The organism is Mesorhizobium sp. LNJC391B00, assembly GCF_000502535.1.
In the GTDB taxonomy this organism is placed as follows: Bacteria; Pseudomonadota; Alphaproteobacteria; order Rhizobiales; family Rhizobiaceae; genus Mesorhizobium.
In genome coordinates, this window is sequence record NZ_AYWI01000002.1 from 216216 (window position 1) to 235298 (window position 19083).

Annotated in this window: 18 protein-coding genes and 1 pseudogene; 13 read left to right on the forward strand and 6 right to left on the reverse strand. The window is 63.8% G+C overall.

What is annotated here, in order from left to right:
* The first annotated feature begins 4 nt into the window (after nucleotides 1-4).
* From X750_RS158885 to X750_RS158875, 3 genes are read left to right on the forward strand one after another with little or no spacing between them, the layout of a single operon-like run.
* Nucleotides 5-1276: a beta-ketoacyl-ACP synthase gene (locus tag X750_RS158885; protein WP_023746806.1), complete on the forward strand. Its 1272-nt coding sequence runs from the start codon at nucleotides 5-7 to the stop codon at nucleotides 1274-1276.
* 36 nt (nucleotides 1277-1312) lie between these two features.
* Nucleotides 1313-2341: a zinc-binding dehydrogenase gene (locus tag X750_RS158880; RefSeq protein ID WP_023746807.1), complete on the forward strand. Its 1029-nt coding sequence runs from the start codon at nucleotides 1313-1315 to the stop codon at nucleotides 2339-2341.
* Nucleotides 2342-2345: 4 nt separating this feature from the next.
* Nucleotides 2346-3353, forward strand: a complete 1008-nt coding sequence (locus X750_RS158875; RefSeq protein ID WP_031242599.1) for a lipid A biosynthesis lauroyl acyltransferase — start codon at nucleotides 2346-2348, stop codon at nucleotides 3351-3353.
* Between the two features lie 13 nt (nucleotides 3354-3366).
* Here the strand turns inward: X750_RS158875 and X750_RS158870 are convergent, their stop codons facing one another.
* A complete protein-coding gene (locus X750_RS158870) occupies nucleotides 3367-3798 on the reverse strand; it encodes a L,D-transpeptidase (protein WP_023681747.1) in 432 nt (143 codons plus the stop codon).
* A gap of 223 nt (nucleotides 3799-4021) precedes the next feature.
* Here X750_RS158870 and X750_RS158865 point away from each other — a divergent pair, with 223 nt between their 5' ends.
* The 5 genes from X750_RS158865 to X750_RS158845 all read left to right on the forward strand — a co-directional run bounded on the left by X750_RS158865 (nucleotide 4022) and on the right by X750_RS158845 (nucleotide 10585).
* On the forward strand, nucleotides 4022-5302 hold the full coding sequence (locus X750_RS158865; protein WP_023746808.1) for an acetylornithine deacetylase/succinyl-diaminopimelate desuccinylase family protein: 1281 nt from the start codon (nucleotides 4022-4024) through the stop codon (nucleotides 5300-5302).
* Between the two features lie 121 nt (nucleotides 5303-5423).
* A complete protein-coding gene (locus X750_RS158860) occupies nucleotides 5424-6899 on the forward strand; it encodes an ABC transporter substrate-binding protein (RefSeq protein ID WP_023746809.1) in 1476 nt (491 codons plus the stop codon).
* Nucleotides 6900-7152: 253 nt separating this feature from the next.
* Nucleotides 7153-8100 (forward strand): ABC transporter permease, encoded by a 948-nt coding sequence (locus X750_RS158855; protein WP_023670434.1) that lies wholly within the window; start codon nucleotides 7153-7155, stop codon nucleotides 8098-8100.
* On the forward strand, nucleotides 8097-8966 hold the full coding sequence (locus X750_RS158850; RefSeq protein WP_023733741.1) for an ABC transporter permease: 870 nt from the start codon (nucleotides 8097-8099) through the stop codon (nucleotides 8964-8966). Before X750_RS158855 ends, X750_RS158850 begins: the two co-directional genes overlap by 4 nt.
* A complete protein-coding gene (locus X750_RS158845; RefSeq protein ID WP_023670432.1) occupies nucleotides 8963-10585 on the forward strand; it encodes a dipeptide ABC transporter ATP-binding protein in 1623 nt (540 codons plus the stop codon). Before X750_RS158850 ends, X750_RS158845 begins: the two co-directional genes overlap by 4 nt.
* Nucleotides 10586-10700: 115 nt before the next feature.
* Here X750_RS158845 and X750_RS158840 read toward each other — a convergent pair whose 3' ends face one another.
* A complete protein-coding gene (locus X750_RS158840; protein WP_023691035.1) occupies nucleotides 10701-11132 on the reverse strand; it encodes a TerB family tellurite resistance protein in 432 nt (143 codons plus the stop codon).
* Between the two features lie 195 nt (nucleotides 11133-11327).
* On the opposite strand from X750_RS158840, the gene X750_RS158835 reads away from it, so the two are divergent.
* The 3 genes and pseudogenes from X750_RS158835 to X750_RS1000000166755 form a co-directional block, all read left to right on the forward strand.
* Nucleotides 11328-12113: a TSUP family transporter gene (locus tag X750_RS158835; RefSeq protein WP_023681754.1), complete on the forward strand. Its 786-nt coding sequence runs from the start codon at nucleotides 11328-11330 to the stop codon at nucleotides 12111-12113.
* A gap of 52 nt (nucleotides 12114-12165) precedes the next feature.
* Nucleotides 12166-12336 (forward strand): hypothetical protein, encoded by a 171-nt coding sequence (locus tag X750_RS1000000164140; RefSeq protein ID WP_023670429.1) that lies wholly within the window; start codon nucleotides 12166-12168, stop codon nucleotides 12334-12336.
* A 99-nt stretch (nucleotides 12337-12435) separates the two neighbouring features.
* Nucleotides 12436-12654, forward strand: a pseudogene (locus X750_RS1000000166755) (AraC family transcriptional regulator); the annotation flags it as partial.
* Between the two features lie 107 nt (nucleotides 12655-12761).
* Here X750_RS1000000166755 and X750_RS158825 read toward each other — a convergent pair.
* A complete protein-coding gene (locus X750_RS158825) occupies nucleotides 12762-14222 on the reverse strand; it encodes a cobyric acid synthase (RefSeq protein WP_031242602.1) in 1461 nt (486 codons plus the stop codon).
* A gap of 28 nt (nucleotides 14223-14250) precedes the next feature.
* On the reverse strand, nucleotides 14251-14859 hold the full coding sequence (locus X750_RS158820; protein ID WP_023746812.1) for a dimethylsulfonioproprionate lyase family protein: 609 nt from the start codon (nucleotides 14857-14859) through the stop codon (nucleotides 14251-14253).
* A 148-nt stretch (nucleotides 14860-15007) separates the two neighbouring features.
* On the opposite strand from X750_RS158820, the gene X750_RS158815 reads away from it, so the two are divergent.
* A complete protein-coding gene (locus X750_RS158815; protein ID WP_023746813.1) occupies nucleotides 15008-16174 on the forward strand; it encodes an isobutyryl-CoA dehydrogenase in 1167 nt (388 codons plus the stop codon).
* Nucleotides 16175-16197: 23 nt separating this feature from the next.
* The gene (gene mmsB, locus X750_RS158810; protein ID WP_023746814.1) at nucleotides 16198-17082 is read left to right on the forward strand and encodes a 3-hydroxyisobutyrate dehydrogenase; all 885 of its coding nucleotides are present in this window, start codon (nucleotides 16198-16200) and stop codon (nucleotides 17080-17082) included.
* Between the two features lie 424 nt (nucleotides 17083-17506).
* Here the strand turns inward: mmsB and X750_RS158805 are convergent, their stop codons facing one another.
* A complete protein-coding gene (locus X750_RS158805; protein WP_023670423.1) occupies nucleotides 17507-18886 on the reverse strand; it encodes an aspartate aminotransferase family protein in 1380 nt (459 codons plus the stop codon).
* A gap of 52 nt (nucleotides 18887-18938) precedes the next feature.
* Nucleotides 18939-19061 (reverse strand): hypothetical protein, encoded by a 123-nt coding sequence (locus X750_RS158800; RefSeq protein ID WP_023670422.1) that lies wholly within the window; start codon nucleotides 19059-19061, stop codon nucleotides 18939-18941.
* Nucleotides 19062-19083: the final 22 nt, after the last annotated feature.

The window sequence follows — 19083 nt, forward strand, 5'->3', positions numbered from 1 at the left end:
CCGGATGGCCAATCTCAGAGATCACATGGGCAGGCCGATCGTCGCCGTCACCGGCATCGGCGTGGTAACCTCGCTCGGCGTCGGCAAGGCAGACAATTGGGCGGCACTGACCTCCGGCAAATCGGGCATCCACCCGATCACCCGCTTTCCCGTCGACCACCTCAACACCCGCATCTCCGGCATGGTCGATTTCCTCGACTCAAGCTCGAAAGGCGCCAGCCTGCTGACCTACGAACTGGCCGAAACCGCCGCGAATGAGGCGGTGGCCGAATCCGGCCTCGATTCCTCTGATTTCGGTGGCCCGCTCTTCCTCGCCTCGCCGCCGGTCGAACTCGACTGGCACGACCGCTTCGCGCTTTACAATTCCGACGGCAAAGGCGCCGGCGCCGAAAGGCTGCTCAGGGTGGCGCGCGGGCTGAAGGAAACAGATACGTTCGCAAGCACGCAGTTCGGCGCGATCGCCGACCGGCTGGCCGACCGCTTTGGCACGCGCGGCCTGCCGATCACGCTGTCGACGGCCTGCGCTTCGGGCGCCACCGCAATCCAGCTCGGGGTCGAGGCGATCCGCCGCGGCGAATGCGACCGGGCGCTGTCGATCGGCGCCGACGGTTCGGCAACCGCCGAGGCGCTGATCCGCTTTTCGTTGCTCTCGGCGCTGTCGACCCACAATGACATCCCTGAAAAGGCGTCAAAACCCTTCTCCAGGGACCGCGACGGCTTTGTGCTGGCCGAAGGCTCCGGCGCGCTGGTGCTGGAATCGCTTGAGGCAGCCCTTGCCCGGGGCGCCAGCGTTCTCGGCATCCTGCGCGGCTGCGGTGAAAAGGCCGACGATTTCCATCGCACCCGTTCCAAGCCCGACGGTTCCCCGGCGATCGCAGCAGTGCGCGCCGCTCTTGCCGATGCCGGCTTGAGCAAGGACGAGATCGACTACGTCAACGCTCACGGCACCTCGACGCCGGAAAACGACAAGATGGAGCATCTGTCGCTGTCGACCGTGTTCGGCGATCGCATCGGCTCGATGCCGGTCTCGTCCAACAAGTCGATGATCGGCCACACGCTGTCGGCGGCGGGTGCTGTCGAAGCGGCGTTTTCGCTGATGACCATGCGCGAAAGCGTCATTCCGCCGACCATCAACTACGACAATCCCGACCCGGCAATCGTGCTCGACGTGGTGCCCAACAAGAAGCGCAATGCCGAAGTCGGCACCGTGCTCTCGAACTCGTTCGGCTTCGGCGGCCAGAACACTTGCCTTGTCATGGCGCGGGAACCGGTCTAAGCGACCTTTTTCAGCCAGACTGAACTGACAGGCTCCATGCGCGCACTGCAACTTATCGAGGACCGCCGTCTTGAAACGGTGGACCTGCCGCCCCCGCCGCCCCCCGCATTGGGCGAAGTCACGCTGCGCATCAAGGCGGTGGCGCTGAACCATATCGACGTCTGGGGCTGGCGCGGCATGGCGTTCGCCAAGCGCAAGCTGCCGCTGGTCGTCGGCGCCGAAGCCTCCGGCGAGGTCGAGGCTGTCGGCCCCTGCGTGTCCAGCCTGCTGCCCGGACAATTGGTATCGATCTACGGCGCGCGCACCTGCGGCCTTTGCCGCGCCTGCCGCGAAGGCCGTGACAATCTCTGCGAACATGTCTCGGGCGTCCACGGCTTCCATCTCGACGGCTTTGCGCAGGAGAAGATCAACCTGCCGGCGCGCCTGCTGGTCCCTGCCCCTCCCGGCGTGACCGACGTCGGCGCTGCCGTCGCCCCTGTCACCTTCGGCACCGTCGAGCACATGCTGTTCGACAATGCCAAGCTGCAGCCCGGCGAAACCATCCTCATCCATGCCGGCGGCTCCGGCATCGGCTCGGCGGCGATCCAGCTGGCCAGGCGCATGGGTTGCACCATCATCACCACGGTCGGCTCCAACGACAAGATCGACAAGGCCAAGGCCCTCGGCGCCGATCACGTCATCAACTACCGCGACGACCGTTTCGAAGGCGTCGTGCGCAAGCTCACCAGGAAGAAGGGCGTCGACGTCGTCTTCGAGCATGTCGGCGCCGACACCTTTGCCGCCTCGATGCTGTGCCTCAAGCGCGGCGGCCGCCTGGTCACCTGCGGCTCGACCTCCGGCGTGTCGACGCAGATCAATCTGATGCAGCTGTTCCAGCAGCAGCTGAAGCTGCTTGGGTCCTTCGGCTGCCGCATGGAGAACATGGCCAACGCCATGCAGAAGATGGCGGCGGGACAGGTCGCACCTGTCATCGACACCGAGGTCGGCTTCGACGGCATCGACGCCGCGTTGAAGCGCATGGAAGGCCGCGACGTGTTCGGCAAGATCATCCTGCGCGTTTCTTAGGACTATGGTCGGCAAGGTGTTCAAGAAAGCCCGCCGGGACTTCATGTTCCGCTATGGCCGAAGACTGCGCCAGATGGAGCACTGGCTGGTGGCGCGCGTGGCGATGACGATCATCTCGCTGCTGCGCCTCTTGCCCGCGGACAGGGCGCTCAATTTCGCCGACCGGGCGGCCCGGCGCATCGGTCCGTGGGTCGGGCGTCACCGCGTCGCCATCAACAATCTGCGCCTTGCCTATCCCGAAAAGAGCGATGTCGAGATCGAGGCCATCGCCTCCGACATGTGGGGCAACATGGCCCGGCTCGCCGCCGAATACATCTTTCTCGACGCGCTCTTCGACTATGATCCGAACGCAGCGACGCCCGGCCGCGTCGAAGTCGGTGGCGCCGATCATTTCCATCAGATAGCTGGCGAGGACAAACCGCATATCCTGTTCACCGGCCATCTCGGCAATTTCGAACTGCTGCCCGTGGCAGCCGCGACGTTCGGCATGAAGATCACGGCGCTGTTTCGTCCCCCGAACAATCCTTACCTCGCCGATTATATCCATTCGACGCGGCGTTCGAGCATGGGCGCCTTGCTGCCGTCTTCGACCGGCGCCTCCTTCGCGCTGGCGTCGATTCTGGAGAAAGGCGGCAATATCGGCGTTTTGGTCGACCAGAAATTCTCCAGCGGGCTGGAGACGATCTTCTTCGGTCGCCCGTGCCAGAGCAATCCGGTTCTGGGCATGCTCGCCCGTCACTATGATTGCGACGTCTATCCGGCGCGATGTGTGCGGCTGCCAGGCAACCGCTTCCGCCTCGAGATCGAGGACAAGCTGACCTTGCCGCGCAATGAAAGCGGCAGCGTCGATGTCGCGGCCACCACCCAACTGCTCGCCGACGTGGTCGAGCGCTGGGTGCGCGAGGATCCGGGACAGTGGATGTGGTTCCACAAAAGGTGGGAAATCTCGGGCCGGCGTCGGCGCCGGCGCGGACAGGCCAACGCCACCGGCCAGCGGCAGCGTCAATCTTAAGTCGTCGATAGCCTCAGTTCGTAACAACGATCCGCGTATTGCCGAAGCCGACTTCGCGCACCATCGCATAGAACATCGCGGCATTGGCGGTGTGCAGCCGCACGCAGCCATGCGATGCGGGACGCCCTAGCTGCCTGACCGCGCCGGTGCCGTGGATGGCGTAGCCGCCATGGAAGAACACCGAGTAAGGCATTGGCGACATGTGGTATTTTTTCGAATACCACATCCTCGCCGTGCGTTGCGGCCGATAGGTGCCGCGCGGCGTGAAATAGCCACTGCGGGCGGTCGACACGCTCCAGCGATAAAGCACCTGGCCGTATTGGCTGACGGTCATGGTCTGCGACGAGACGTCGATGCTGGCCACCAGCGAGGCAGCCCTGCTTTCGATGGACGTGCCGAACAGCATCGCCGCAAAAGCAGCTGCCATGAGAACGATTTTAGTCATGAGATCAAACCCCTTTGATGCCCCTTGCCTGCCCTGTCATCACGCGGTTTTTCATCTTTTTAACGACAGGTGAGTGATCTAACACACACTCCTTGATAAATTCGCCAATCTAAAGCAGCGAATTTGAACGATTTTCCCGCCGTAGTTGCCGCTGCGACACGAAGTTTCGGCGCCAGTGGCGCGATGCTTGCAAAACCACCCCCTTGCCTGCTCAAATCCGGGAATGAACGAACGACTCTTCAAAGCGATAGACGCCCGTGTTGATGACTTGGTCGCACTGACCGCCGACCTGATCCGCTTCCCGACCATCAACCCGCCTGGCGAAGCCTATCGCCCCTGCGTCGAATATATAGGTGCGCGCCTAGGCAGGCTTGGCTTCGAAACCGAATTCATCCGCGCCGAAGGCACGCCCGGCGATACCGACCGCTATCCCCGCGTCAATGTCGTCGCCCGCTTCGACGGCCGCTCGCCTGGGGCCTGCGTCCATTTCAACTCGCACATCGATGTGGTCGAAGCCGGCGAGGGCTGGAGCGTCGATCCCTTTGCCGGCGTGGTGAAGGACGGCAAGGTCTACGGGCGCGGCGCCTGCGACATGAAAGGGGGCATGGCCGCCTCGATCATCGCGGCGGAAGCCTTCATGGAGGTATTCCCCGACTTTCCTGGCGCCATCGAAATCTCCGGCACCGTCGATGAAGAGTCCGGCGGCTTCGGCGGCGTCGCCCATCTGGCGAAGCTTGGCTATTTCTCGAAACCCAAGGTCGACCACGTCATCATCCCCGAGCCGCTGAACAAGGACCGCATCTGTCTTGGCCATCGCGGCGTCTGGTGGGCGGAGATCGAGACCAAGGGCGAGATCGCGCATGGCTCGATGCCGTTCCTCGGCGACAATGCCGTGCGCCACATGGGCGCCGTGCTGCAGGCCTTCGAGGATGAACTGTTTCCGGCGCTCGATCGCAAGGTGACGCGCATGCCTGTCGTGCCCGAAGGCGCAAAGCGCTCGACCATGAACATCAACTCGATCCATGGCGGCCAGACTGAGGATTTCCGCCCCGGCCTGCCCTCACCCAACGTGCCCGACGCCTGCCGGCTGACCATCGATCGCCGCTTCCTGCTCGAGGAGGACCTTGCCACGGTCAAGAGCGAGGTGACCGATATCCTCGACCGGCTGAAGCGCGAGCGCAAAAAGTTCGATTACGAGATTCGCGACCTGATGGAGGTGCTGCCGCTGATGACCGAGCGCGATGCGCCGGTGGTCAAGGCGGTGGCGCAAGGCATCATGGCGATCTTCGCCCGCGAGCCGGATTATGTCATTTCACCAGGCACTTACGACCAGAAGCACATCGCCCGCATCGGCCACATCTATGATTGCATCGCCTATGGCCCGGGCATTTTGAACCTCGCCCACCGGCCCGACGAATGGGTCGGTATCTCTGATATGGTGGAGTCGGCCAAGGTGATGGCGATCGGGCTCAATGTGCTGCTCAGGGGCACGGCCGCGGGCTGAACCATCGACTTCGCTGAAAAAACATTCCTCCCCGCGCCGCTGCAGAGCACGAAACGCAATTTACTCCACCTCGAAATCACGCTTCTATCGCACTAGGGTTCGAGCATTTGGGAGTTGCACGATGAAATTGTGGAAAACCATTCTTGCCGCCGCGGTGCTGGCACTGGCCGGCAGTCAGGCATTTGCCGCACGCACCGACCTGGTGATCGGCATTCCGCTCGAGCCGCCACATCTCGATCCGACCGCCGGTGCTGCCGCGGCGATCGACGAAGTGCTCTACGCCAACGTCTTCGAGGGCCTGACCCGCATCGGCCCGAATGGCGAAGTGCTGCCCGACCTCGCCGAGAGCTGGGCCATTTCCGACGACGGCAAGGTCTACACCTTCAAGCTGCGCACCGGCGTCAAATTCCATGACGGCAGCGATTTCGACGCCGGCGACGTGAAGTTCTCGCTCGACCGCGCCCGTGCCGACAATTCCGTAAACGCGCAAAAGGCCCTGTTCGCCGCCATCGATACGGTCGAAGTCGTCGATCCGACAACGGTCAAGGTGACGCTGAAGAACCCGCAGGGGTCGTTCCTCTACAATCTGGGCTGGGGCGACGCGGTGATCGTGGCGCCCGAGAGCGCCGACACCAACAAGGAAAAGCCCATCGGCACCGGCCCGTTCAAATTCCAGAGCTGGGCCAAGGGCTCGTCGATCACGCTGGTGAAATCGGACACTTACTGGGGCGCCCCGGTGTTCCTCGACAAGGCCGAGTTCCGCATCGTTCCCGACGCCGCTGCCGCCGTGCCGGCGCTGCTCTCCGGCGACATCCAGGCTTTCCCTTTCTTCGATCCCGACAGCGTCGCGCAGGTCAAGGACGATCCGCGCTTCAAGGTGGTGATCGGCTCGACTGAGGGCGAGACCATTCTGGCGATCAACAACAAGAAGCCGCCTTTCGACAAGCTCGAGGTGCGGCAGGCAATTGCCTTCGCGCTCGACCGCAAGGCGATCATCGACGGCGCCTCGGCCGGCCTCGGCGTGCCGATCGGCTCGCACATGTCGCCCGCCAGCAAGGCCTATGTCGACCTCACCGGCCTGTACCCGCACAATGTCGACAAGGCCAAGGAGCTGCTGAAGCAAGCCGGCTTCGAAAACGGCATCAAGGCGACGCTGAAACTGCCGCCGCCTTCCTATGCACGGCTTGGCGGCGAGATCATCGCCTCGCAGCTGCGCGATGTCGGCATCGACCTGGAAATCATTCCGGTCGAATGGGCGCAGTGGCTGGATCAGGTGTTCACCAAGAAGGATTACGACCTGACCATCGTCTCCCACACCGAGCCCAACGACATCGATATCTACTCGCGCAAGGACTACTACTTCAACTACGACAACCCCGCCTTCGACAAGATCATCGCCGAGCTGAACCTCACCTCCGACGACGCCAAGCGCAACACGCTGCTCGGCGAAGCACAGAAGATCCTGGCCGACGACGCCGTGGTGGGGTTCCTCTATGAACTGCCGAAGGTCGGCGTCTGGGACGCCAAGCTGCAGGGCCTGTGGGAAAACGCCCCGATCCAGGCGAATGACCTGACCAAGGTGAAGTGGGCGAATTGAGGCGGCGCCCGACAGGCAACAGTGTGCATTCCTTCACACCCCCCACTGTGCTACCGGACATCTCCCCCTCAAGGGGGGAGATTGCGCTCTCATCTCTGCTTTCGCCAATTGCCAGCGCCGCAAAGGAAAGCCCGGCGCTGAAACTGCTGATCTCCCCCCTTGAGGGGGAGATGTCCGGCAGGACAGAGGGGGGTGTGACAGAACGCTGCCTTTGCTCAGTCATCGCACTTGGCAACGCACCATTCCCTCCACCATGACCGCCTACCTCCTCCAACGCCTCGCCATTGCCATCGCCACCTTGATCCTGGCCTCGATGGTCGTCTTCACCGTGCTCGAAATCCTGCCCGGCGATCCGGCGCGGCTGATGCTTGGCCTCAACGCCAGCGCCGAGCAGGTCGAACTCCTGCGCAACCAGATGGGCCTCAACGCGCCGCTTTTCCTGCGCTACCTCCACTGGGTCGGCGGTCTGCTCAGCCTCGATTTCGGCCGCTCCTACACTTATTCGGTGCCGGTCATCGACCTTGTCCGCGAACGCATGGCGGTTTCCCTGCCGCTGGCGCTGATCGCGCTGGCGCTCTCTACCGTCATCGCCATTCCCGTCGGGCTCTTTTCCGCCAGCCGGCGCGGCCGGGCCGGCGATACGATCGCCATGGGCGCCGCCCAGCTTGGCGTTGCCATCCCGAACTTCTGGTTCGCGCTGATGTTGATCTACCTCTTTGCCGTCTGGCTGCGGCTGGTGCCGGCCGGCGGCTTTCCCGGCTGGAGCGCCGGTGTCTGGCCGGCGCTGAAATCGCTGCTGCTGCCGGCCGTAGCACTTGCGCTGCCGCAGGCGGCGATCTTGGCGCGCGTTGCCCGCTCCGCGCTGCTCGAGGTGCTGAACGAGGATTATATCCGCACCGCCCGCGCCAAGGGCCTGCCCTATCGTGCCGTACTATGGCGGCACGCGCTGCGCAACGCGATGATCCCGGTTCTGACCATTCTGGGCCTGCAATTCGCCTTCCTGCTCGCCGGCACCATCATCATCGAGAACGTCTTTTATCTCCCCGGCCTCGGACGGCTGGTGTTCCAGGCGATCACTCAGCGCGACCTGATCGTCGTCGAAAGCATCGTCATGCTGCTGGTCGTCGCCGTCATTGCCGTTAACCTCGTCGTCGACGTCTCCTACGCCATCGTCGATCCGCGCCTTCGAGGCCGGCAATGACGCTGCACATCGACATCCCGCAGGAGACGTTGGGCAGCATTCTGGCCAAGGCCTTCCGCAACCGCTCCTTCCTCATCGGCTTCGCCATCACGGTGCTGGTGGCTGCAATAGCGGTCATCTCCTACGTCTGGACGCCCTACGACGTGACCAAACTGGTGATCTCGGACAAGACGCTCGCGCCCTCTGCGGCGCACTGGTTCGGCACCGATCATTTCGGCCGCGACATCCTGTCGATGATCATGGTCGGCGCCCGCAACTCGATCGCCGTGGCGCTGGTCGCGGTCGGCATCGGCATGGGCGTCGGCGTGCCGCTCGGCGCCTTCGCCGCGGCGCGCGGCGGGTTGGTCGACGAGGCGCTGATGCGGCTGAACGACCTCGTCTTCGCCTTCCCGGCGCTGCTGTCGGCGATCATGATCACCGCCATCTTCGGACCGGGCGCGATCAACGCCATCATCGCCATCGGCATCTTCAACATCCCGGTGTTTGCGCGCGTCGCCCGCGCCGGCGCGCTGGCGATCTGGCCACGCGAGTTCATTCTCGCCGCGCGCGCCGCCGGCAAGAGCAAGACGCAGATTACAATCGAGCACGTGCTGCCCAACATCGCCACGCTGCTTCTGGTGCAAGGCACCATCCAGTTCGCGCTCGGCATTTTGGCCGAAGCCGGTCTCTCCTATGTCGGCCTCGGCGCCCAGCCGCCAATGCCGAGCTGGGGCCGCATGCTGTTCGACGCGCAGACGCGCATGGTGGTGGCGCCGTGGATGGCGATCTTCCCCGGCATGGCCATTGTCGTCACCGTGCTTGGGCTCAATCTGCTCGGCGACGGCATCGCCGACATACTCGACCCGAAATCGCGGCGGCAGCGATGAGCCTGCTGCAGATCGAGAACCTGTCGCTGGCCGTCGGCGACACGCCGATCCTGAAAGGGGTCGAGCTCTCCGTCGCGCCCGGCGAGGTGATGGGCCTGGTCGGCGAATCCGGTTCCGGCAAATCGATGACGGCGCTGACCATCATGCAGCTTCTGCCGCATGCGGCGCGCGCCACCGGCCGCGTGACCTTCGACGGCATCGATATTCTGGCCGCAACCGAGGACCAGATGTGCGCGCTGCGCGGCGACGACATCGGCATGGTGTTCCAGGAGCCGATGACGGCGCTCAACCCCGTCAAGACCATCGGCGAGCAGGTCGCCGAAGGCATACGCTGGCACACTAGGGCAAGCCGTGCCGACGCCGAAGACCGCGCGCGCAAAATGCTCGACCGCGTCGGCCTGCCGGAGGCCAAATTCCCGCTGTCGCGCTATCCGCACGAACTGTCGGGCGGCCAGCGCCAGCGCGTCGTCATCGCCATTGCCTGCGCATTGAAACCCAAGCTGCTCATCGCCGACGAGCCGACCACGGCGCTCGACGTGGTGCTGCAGGCGCAGATCCTCGACCTCTTGCGCGGCCTTGTCAGCGAAAACCGAATGGGCCTGCTGTTGATCTCGCACGATCTCGCGGTCGTCACCGAAATGGCCGACCGCATCACCATTCTGCGCCATGGCGAGGTGATGGAAGCCGGCGACACCGCACGCACGCTGTCGGAACAGCTGCATCCCTACACGCGCCAGCTGGCGCTGGCCTCCATGCACGTGCCCGCGCGCGCCAAGGTTCACGCCGCCGGCCAGGGCAAACCGCTGCTTGAGGTCGAAGGCGTGACACGGGACTATCCGGGCCGGCGCACCTCCCTGTTCAAGTCAGCGGCTCCGATCCGCGCCGTCGACGACGTGTCCTTGTCGCTGGCGCCGGGCCAATCGGTGGCGCTGGTCGGCCGCTCCGGCTGCGGCAAGTCAACGCTTGCCCGCATGATCCTGGCGCTCGACAAATCGACATCGGGAACGATCCGCTTTCGCGGCGAGACCATAACCGGCAAAAGCGAGGCGGAGCTCAAAGCCGCGCGGCGCGACATGCAGGTCGTGTTCCAGGATCCCTACGGCTCTTTCGACCCGCGCCAGAAGGTCGTAAAACTGGTCGCCGAGCCGCTGCATGTACTGGAGACGAAGCCGACACCGGCCGAGCGGCGCGAGATGGTGGCGCATGCGCTGCACGAGGTCGGCCTCGGCACCAGCGACATGGACAAATATCCGCATGAGTTTTCCGGCGGCCAGCGCCAGCGCCTGTCGATCGCCCGCGCCATCATCACTAGGCCGAAGCTGGTCGTCGCCGACGAGCCGGTCTCGGCGCTCGACGTCTCGATCCGCGCCCAGATCCTCGATCTGTTCGCAGAGCTCAACCAGAAGCTCGGCATCGGCTATCTCTTCATCACCCACGATTTGACCGTCGCCCGCGCCATCACCGATGAGGTGCTGGTCATGCATGACGGCAGGATCGTCGAGCGCGGCAAGACCGGCGACGTGCTCGATCATCCGCAGTCGGAGGCGGCCAGGGCGCTGGTCGCGGCTGCGCCCGATCTGCATCGGGCGATCGCTCACCGTATGCAGGAACAGGGGTAAGTGACCGGTTCGCGCAGCGAATTCATCGTGCCAGTGGCACGATGAAAGGTCACAAACGCTGGGACGCTGCGAAGCAGCGGGGACCCGGCTGGGCGGCCGTTGCCCCTGGTCTGCCTCACTCCTCCGGCTTCACCACATCGACCGGGCTGATGTCGAGCAAATCGAGCGTGCGGCGCAACAGCCGCACTTCGCTCTCGGCCAGTTTGGAATCGGCTTTGGCGATCTCCGCCATGTGGAGCGCCAGCAACTTGCGCCGTTCGACATCGAGATCGCGGAACAGCGCCATGGCTTGCGAACCGTTGGTCTCGTAGCCGAAATCATTGAGATATTCGATGACCGCGTCGATGCTGGTTTCCGGGATGCCGAAGGCGTCCTTGCAGATGCGCCGGAAGGCGACCATTTCGCTCTCCGAAACCGAGCCGTCGGCCAGGATCATGCGAAACAGCATCAAGAGTTCCGCCGACAGCACGGGGTCGTCGGCAACCTTGCGCACGCCGGGGTCACCATCGAAGATCGAGCGTATCTGGTCGAGCAATGCCATCGCCAACAGTGTCCCTTTCCCGAGCCCGCCCAGCGCACATGACCCAAAACTGCCAGCGGTACTGAGATAATGACATGCACCACAGGAAATCCAAGCGCAACGCGCTTGGATGGACGTAGCGCGGAATCGGCCTTGCGCAAACCGGATGGCCATGAGAAGGCGCGGCACCACCTTTCCCGCCGGAATGTTCAGAAAATCCCGATGCTCGACCTCGCTACCCAGACCGTCATCATGCTTGCCTTCGCCGCCTTTGCAGCCGGCTTTGTCGATTCGATAGCCGGCGGCGGCGGGCTGATCACCATCCCGGCCCTGCTGCTTGCCGGCTTCCCGCCGGTCGCAGCACTTGGAACCAACAAGCTGCAGGGCATTTTCGGCACCGCTTCGGCGACCATCCACTACGCCATGAATGGCCATGTCGATCTGCGCCGACAGCTGCCATCGGCGCTTCTGGCCCTTGCCGGCAGTGCCGTCGGCGCCTTGCTGGCGGCATTCGTGCCGGGTGATCTCCTGCGGGCGCTGCTGCCGCTGCTTTTAATCGCCATCGCGATCTACTTCGCCGTGAAACCCAACATGAACGATGTCGACCGCGCCGAGCGCCTGTCGCCCTTCCTGTTCGGGCTGGTCATCGCCCCTTTGGTCGGCTTCTATGACGGGCTGTTCGGGCCGGGAGCCGGCTCCTTCTACATGCTGGCCTTCGTCAGCCTCGCCGGCTTCGGCGTGCTCAAGGCCACGGCACACACCAAGCTGCTCAATTTCGCCTCCAACATTGGCGGTTTCATCGTCTTTGCCGTCGCCGGCGTCGTCTACTGGAAGATCGGGCTGATGATGGGCGTCGCCCAGTTCCTCGGCGCCCGGCTCGGCGCCAGCCTTGCCATCCGCATCGGCGCCCGGCTGATCAAGCCGCTGCTGGTGATCATCTGCCTGGCTCTGGCGGTGAAGCTGCTGGCCGACCCGGCGAACCCATTGCGCCAGCTGATTGGTGTATAAGCCTCACGCCTGATAGAGTGCCGTTGTACGAATCATGTTGGAGGGACCACACATGAATCTTAGTGCACCCACTCAGCTTGTTTTCATCATATCCCTTGTCATCGCCATCATCGGCGTGCTCGCCGCGCTCGGCGTTCTTGCGTTCATTCCTCTGGCTGCGGTGTGGATTGTCCTCATCGCATACATCGTGCTTGCCGCCGCCTGCCTGATGCGCGGCGCCTAGGCGCCCGCGACTTCTGCAATTCGAAGCGCCCGGTCAAAAGCCGGGCGCTTTTGCTTTGGATGCATGGTCCGTTAGGCTCTTCCGCGCGGAAGGATGACCATGTCCGGCGAGACGGAGCGCCACGATCAACAGCACCGCCCGGTAGCCGACCGGTTCGAGATGGTGCGGCGCGCGCCGGGCCTGCGGCTGCAGAACGCGGTCACCGACATTTGTGGCTATCGCGAAACGGCGCCCGGCCATTTTCGCAATGTCGAATACGCCTCGCTCACCGTCCCGCTGGTGATCAGTTTCGCAGAATCCTTCGCCATCGGCCTTGGTCCTTCAGCGCCGCGTCGAAGGTCGGCGAAAGCGCCCGAACTTCGACATCCACGGAGTGGAAATGAAGCGGACGCGCAGACCCGAGGATGGCGAAACGGTGGACGGTCCTACCTTGCTAACCCAAAAATCGCATCGCACTCAAGATGGCGCTCCAGCTCGGTGGCGATCTCGTCCAGCGCTTTTTCCACGTCCGCGCGATAGTCGATGCCGCCGCCTTTCACCCCGAGGCTTTCCAGGAATCTCGCCCGGAAAGCGTCGGCGGAAAACAGGCCGTGCAGATAGGTGCCAAAAACCTTGCCGTCGGCGGAAATCGCACCGTCGTCGATGCCGTTGATCACAGCCGACGGCCGCGCCATGTCCGGCCCGGTGGTGCGGCCGAGATGAATTTCGTAGCCCTCGAGCGCCAGGCCGAACGGCGCTGAGCGGGCGCTGACATTGCGCACCGTCTTTTCCGGCTCCATCACCGTCTCGATGTCGAGCAGGCCGAGTCCCTCGGCCTCGGTGACGCTGCCCTCGATGCGATCGGGATCGCGCACCAGGCGGCCGAGCATCTGGAAGCCGCCGCAAATGCCGACGATATGGCCGCCGCGTTTGCGGTGCGCGAGGAGATCGCGATCCCAGCCATTCTCGCGGAATTTCATGAGATCCCCGATCGTCGATTTGGAACCGGGAATGACCACCAGGCCGGCATCCTCCGGCAAGCGCTGCCCCGGCGGCACGAACACCACTTCGACCTGCGGCTCGGCCTTGAGCGGGTCGAGGTCGTCGAAATTGGCGATGCGGCCAAGCATCGGCACGGCGACCTTCAACGCCCGCTTCTCGCCCGATGCCAGGCGTTCGAGCACGACCGAATCCTCCGAAGGCAATCGCGCCGCCGCCTTCAGCCACGGTACGACGCCAAAGCAGCGCCAGCCGGTGAAGCTTTCGATCGACCGGATGCCGTCGTCGAACAGCGAGACATCGCCGCGGAACTTATTGATGAGGTAGCCGACGATCATGCGCCTGTCTTCCTCCGGCAGGATCAGATGCGTGCCGGCGACCGAAGCGATGACGCCACCGCGGTCGATGTCGCCGACCAGGATGACCGGCACGTCGGCGCGCGTGGCAAAGCCCATATTGGCGATGTCGCGGCTGCGCAGGTTGATTTCGGCCGGCGATCCGGCGCCCTCGACGACGACCAGATCGGCGCCCTCACCGACCTTCGTCCAGGACTCCAGCACGGCGTCCATCAGCCCCGCTTTCATTGTCTGGTAGTCGCGCGCTCGCGCCTCGCCGAACACCTTGCCTTGCACGATCACCTGCGAACCGATGTCGCTCTGGGGTTTGAGCAGCACCGGATTCATATGCACGGTCGGCTGAGCACCACACGCCAGCGCTTGCAGCCATTGCCCACGGCCAATCTCGCCGCCGCCGGGGCGGTTGTCGCCCGGAATGTCGGCGACGGCGGCATTGTTCGACATGTTCTGCGGCTTGAACGGCCTGACTTTCAGCCCGCGATTCCTGGCCGCGCGGCAGAGCCCCGCCACCAGCACCGTCTTGCCGACATCCGAACCCGTGCCTTGCAGCATGATCGCCTTGGCCNCGCCTTGGCCATGCTCAGCCCCTGCCCTGCGCGCCGGAAACGGTCGATTTCTGCGCCAGCGGCCCGCCGCGCCAGATGTAGAGCGCCAGCAACGCTTCGCTGCCGGTGCGCATGGCATGGCTGACATTGGAGGCGTGATGGATAATTTCGCCCGCCTGGCGGGTGTGAAAGCCGCCTTCGCCCATGCGCCACTCGGTGCCGCCGGTCAGCGGAATGTAGATCTCCTCGGCAATGTGATGATGGTCGGGATAGGTGATGCCGGGCCCCAGGATCAGCAATCCGGCCGCGACCTCTTCATTGGCGAAATGGCCGCGCGTGCCAAACACCTCCAGCCAGCCGTAGTTCTGCAAGAACGCTTCACCAAAATCGCTCGCGTTGTAGGTCTGCCCCCAGCACAGATCGTCACGACGCTCCGCCAGCAGTTGCACCAGAGGCTGCGGGTCCGGCGGCGCCAGTTCGACAATGCGGTCGAGCAGACCAAGGCAAGGCAGCGGATGCGCTTCGAGCACGCGCGCCGTCATATTCCAGCCGATCCGGGTCACGGCGTCCCGCACCAGCGCGTTGTCCACGCCCCGGAGATAGGCATGGAAGCGGTCGAGCAATTCGTCGAAATATGTCGGCACGCAATGCTCCGTTGATCCATTCATGCACAGCGGCTGCGCGGCGAGCCGGGTTGCGCGGCGGCATCATTGGTCTAGATTGAGCGGCGCGCAAAGCCAAAAACAACAGGCCAGCAAGCCAACCCCAGCTGGGAAGCACAGGGAGCACGCCATGGACGCCGCGGTCGATGCGAGCACCAGTCAGTTCGAACTCAATGAGGAGCAGCGCGCCATCCAGGAGATGGCACAGGCCTTCGCCGCCGATCGCGTTGCGCCCAATGCGCTCGAATGGGACCGGGCAAGACACTTTCCCGCCGATGTAATCCGCGAGACCGGCCCGCTCGGCCTCGGCGGCATCTATGTCAGGGACGATGTCGGCGGCTCGGCGCTCGGCCGGCTCGACGCCGTGCTGATCTTCGAGGCACTGTCGCACGCCGATCCGGCGTTTTCATCCTTCATCTCGATCCACAATATGGCGGCGTCGATGATCGACCGCTTCGGCGACGACGAGCAGCGCCAACGCTTCCTGCCGAAGCTGACCTCGATGGAATGGCTGGCGAGCTACTGCCTGACCGAGCCGGGCTCAGGCTCGGATGCCGCGGCGCTGAAGACGCGCGCGGTGAAGAGCGGCGACGACTATGTGCTTAACGGCGCCAAGCAGTTCATCTCCGGGGCCGGCGACAGCGACCTCTATGTCGTCATGGCGCGCACCGGCGCCGACGGGCCGAAGGGCATTTCCACCTTCGTCGTGCCGAAGGATGCGCCCGGCCTGTCCTTCGGCGCCAACGAGCACAAGATGGGCTGGCACATGCAGTCGACCCGCCAGGTGATCTTCGAGGACTGCAAGGTGCCGGCTGCAAACCTGCTGTCGGGGGAAGGCGCAGGTTTCGGCATCGCCATGGCCGGCCTTGACGGCGGCCGCCTCAACATTGCGGCATGCTCGCTCGGCGGCGCGCAATCGGCGCTCGACAAGGCTTTGGCCTATACGGGCGAACGCAAAGCCTTCGGCTCGAAGATCAACCAGTTCCAGGCGCTGCAGTTCCGGCTGGCCGACATGGAAACCGAACTGCAGGCGGCACGCATTTTCCTCTATGCTGCCGCCTCGAAGCTAGACCGCAAGGCGCCGGACGCCGGCAAATGGTCGGCCATGGCCAAGCGCTTCGTCACCGACATCGGCTTCAACGTCGCCAACGAGGCGCTGCAGCTGCATGGCGGTTACGGCTATCTTCATGATTACGGCATCGAAAAACTGGTGCGCGACCTGCGCGTCCACCAAATCCTCGAAGGCACCAACGAGATCATGCGCGTCATCATCGCGCGGGCGTTGATCGGACGCTGACGGCAACAATTCAGGAGAGATTGATGACCACCATCGCCTTCATTGGTCTCGGAAATATGGGCAACCCGATGGCTGCCAATCTCGTCAAGGCGGGGCACGCGGTGCACGGCTTTGACCTGATGCCGGAAAACCTCACCGTCGCCCGCGAGCATGGCGTCATTGTCACGGCGAATGCCGTGGCGGCGGTGAAAGACGCTGATGTCGTGATCACCATGCTTCCCGCCGGCAAGCACGTGCTCTCGGTCTACGAGGACATCGCACCCAAGGCCAAACCAGGCGCCCTGTTCATTGATTCCTCGACCATCGATGTCGAGTCGGCCCGCAAGGCGCATGCCGTAGCAAGGAAGCAAGGGCTGCATTCGATCGACGCCCCCGTCTCCGGCGGCACCGGCGGTGCTGCTGCGGGAACGCTAACCTTCATGGCCGGCGGCGCCAAGGATGCCTTCGCTAAGGCCGAACCGGTCCTGAAGCCGATGGCAGGCCGCATCGTCCATTGCGGCGACGACGGCGCCGGTCAGGCAGCCAAAATCTGCAACAACATGATGCTCGGCATTTCGATGATCGGCGTCGCAGAGGCCTTCGTGCTGGCCGAAAAGCTCGGCCTCTCGCATCAGGCCCTGTTCGACGTTGCCTCGACCTCGTCGGGCCAGTGCTGGTCGCTGACCACCTATTGCCCGGTGCCGGGTCCCGTGCCGGCCTCACCCGCCAACCGCGACTACAAACCGGGCTTTGCCGCGGCACTCATGCTGAAGGACCTGAAACTGGCGCAGGAAGCCGCCCAAAGCGCCGGCGCGGTGACGCCGATGGGGGCCGAAGCGGCCCAGCTTTATGCGCTGTTCAACGCCCAGGGAAATGGCGGCGACGATTTTTCCGGCATCATAAATTTCCTTCGCGGCAGTTCTCTATAAGTTTCGAATTTGACAGCGCTTTTCTCGATTTTTATTGCGCGGAAAAATTGCAAATTTAGATTTGCTTAAGCTCTCGATAACCCGGCGGTAACGATGTGCCTATATAACGGATGGCGAGGCGGACATATCGCATCCGCCCGGCGCTCCGGATCAGGTCTCGCGTACCGGAGCCCGTAAGTTTCGCAAGTGTATTGTTGGCGAAATGCCATGCGTATCTGGCAAAGCCGCGTTCCGATGGAGCGCGGTTTTTGCGTTTTGCAGTCGTATACTGTTCGGTCTGAATTATATTCCGATTACAGCGTTCGGAATTGCCTGATGGTCTTCATTGACCAGCACGATCGGTGCGCTGACCCCTTCGACCCTGACGATAAGCAGGCGCACAGTCCGGGCGCCCTGATTGCAAGGCGTCCGGCTGTCGTTCCATCTACTTCTTGCGCAAATCCGCTTGCGCCAGATCCAGCGCTTTGGCGATGCGATCGCAAGCCATGTCGATCGTCGCGCGGGTCCAGATCAGCGGCGGCGACAGGATCATCGTGTCGCCGGTGGCGCGCAGCATCAGGCCTTGCGCGATGGCGTGGTCGCGGACGGTGACGGCGGCACTGCCCGCCGGCAGGAAGCGCTCCTTGGTCGCCTTGTCCTTGACGATCTCGATCGCGCCCATCAGCCCGATCGATCGCACCTCGCCGACCAGTTCGTGGCCGGCAATGCGCTCTTGCAGCGCCTGGGCGAAGTAAGGTCCGGTATCGTTCCTGACCCTGTCGACCAGGCCTTCGCGCTCCATGATCTCGAGATTCTTCAGCGCCACCGCGCAGGCCACCGGGTGACCCGAATAGGTATAGCCGTGGTAGAATTCGCCGCCCTTTTCGACCAGCGTCGCCGCGATACGGTCGCCGACCAGCAGCGCCGACAGCGGCTGATAGCCCGAGGTCAGTGCCTTGGCCGTGGTGATGGTGTCGGCCTCGACGCCGAAGGTCTGCGCCGCAAACCATTCGCCGGTGCGGCCATAGCCGGTGATGACCTCGTCCAGCATCAAAAGCACATCGTATTTGCGGCAGATGCGCTGCACTTCCGGCCAATAGCTCATCGGCGGTATTTTCACCCCGCCCGCGCCCATCACCGGCTCGCCGATGAAGGCCGCGACCTTGTCGGCACCGGCTTCAAGGATGGCGTCCTCGACGGCCTTGGCCGCGCGCAGGCCGAAATCATGGTCGCTCTCTCCGGGCAGCGCCAGCTCATAGGCATAGGGCATCATGACATGGACGATGTTGGGAACCGCCCCGCCGAGCTGCTTGTGCATCAAATCCATGCCGCCCAGCGACGTCCCGGCGACGGTCGAGCCGTGATAGGCCGACTTGCGCGAGATGATGCGGTTCTTCTCCGGCTTGCCTTCCAGCACCCAATAGTGGCGCACCAGCCGCAGCGCCGTGTCGTTGGCCTCCGAGCCGGAGGAGCCGTAGAAAACCTGGCTGATGCCCTTGGGCGCCAGCTCGGCCAGCTTCTTCGACAGCAGCACGGGCGTCGGCGTCGAGCATTTGAAGAAGGAATTGTAGTAGGGCAATTCCTTCATCTGCGCGTAAGCGGCGTCGGCCAGCTCGTCGCGGCCATAGCCGACATTGACGCACCACAGCCCGGCCATGCCGTCGAGTATTTCGGTGCCGTCGGCATCGTAGATGAACGGGCCGTTGGCGTGGGTGATGATGCGCGAGCCGGTCTCGCGCAATTCCTTGTGGTCGGTGAAGGGATGCAGATGATGCGCGGCGTCAATCTGCTGAAGCTGCTTCAGCGAATAGTTCTGGTAAGTCATGGGTTTGCTCTTTCCTCTGGAATCAAACCGGCAAGCTGCCGGGGCGACTTCGTCAGAGGACGGCGGGCGGCGAATAGCCGATGCGGGCGCACAGCCTGAGCAGTTCGGCGCGCAGCGTGCGCGGCGACGGTGTCACCGCGACCCCGAAGGCGCCGGATGTGCTCATGTAGACCATGGCTGCAGTCTATGCCGCCCGA

Coding starts and splice junctions, on each gene's coding strand:
- X750_RS158865 (WP_023746808.1), top strand. CDS start 4,022: ATGAACGAACGACTCTTCAAAGCGATAGACGCCCGTGTTGATGACTTG.
- mmsB (WP_023746814.1), top strand. CDS start 16,198: ATGACCACCATCGCCTTCATTGGTCTCGGAAATATGGGCAACCCGATG.
- X750_RS158870 (WP_023681747.1), bottom strand. CDS start 3,798: ATGACTAAAATCGTTCTCATGGCAGCTGCTTTTGCGGCGATGCTGTTC.
- X750_RS158800 (WP_023670422.1), bottom strand. CDS start 19,061: ATGGTCTACATGAGCACATCCGGCGCCTTCGGGGTCGCGGTGACACCG.
- X750_RS158835 (WP_023681754.1), top strand. CDS start 11,328: ATGCTCGACCTCGCTACCCAGACCGTCATCATGCTTGCCTTCGCCGCC.
- X750_RS158850 (WP_023733741.1), top strand. CDS start 8,097: ATGACGCTGCACATCGACATCCCGCAGGAGACGTTGGGCAGCATTCTG.
- X750_RS158885 (WP_023746806.1), top strand. CDS start 5: ATGGCCAATCTCAGAGATCACATGGGCAGGCCGATCGTCGCCGTCACC.
- X750_RS158805 (WP_023670423.1), bottom strand. CDS start 18,886: ATGACTTACCAGAACTATTCGCTGAAGCAGCTTCAGCAGATTGACGCC.
- X750_RS158860 (WP_023746809.1), top strand. CDS start 5,424: ATGAAATTGTGGAAAACCATTCTTGCCGCCGCGGTGCTGGCACTGGCC.
- X750_RS158825 (WP_031242602.1), bottom strand. CDS start 14,222: ATGCTGCAAGGCACGGGTTCGGATGTCGGCAAGACGGTGCTGGTGGCG.
- X750_RS158855 (WP_023670434.1), top strand. CDS start 7,153: ATGACCGCCTACCTCCTCCAACGCCTCGCCATTGCCATCGCCACCTTG.
- X750_RS158845 (WP_023670432.1), top strand. CDS start 8,963: ATGAGCCTGCTGCAGATCGAGAACCTGTCGCTGGCCGTCGGCGACACG.
- X750_RS158880 (WP_023746807.1), top strand. CDS start 1,313: ATGCGCGCACTGCAACTTATCGAGGACCGCCGTCTTGAAACGGTGGAC.
- X750_RS1000000164140 (WP_023670429.1), top strand. CDS start 12,166: ATGAATCTTAGTGCACCCACTCAGCTTGTTTTCATCATATCCCTTGTC.
- X750_RS158875 (WP_031242599.1), top strand. CDS start 2,346: ATGGTCGGCAAGGTGTTCAAGAAAGCCCGCCGGGACTTCATGTTCCGC.
- X750_RS158815 (WP_023746813.1), top strand. CDS start 15,008: ATGGACGCCGCGGTCGATGCGAGCACCAGTCAGTTCGAACTCAATGAG.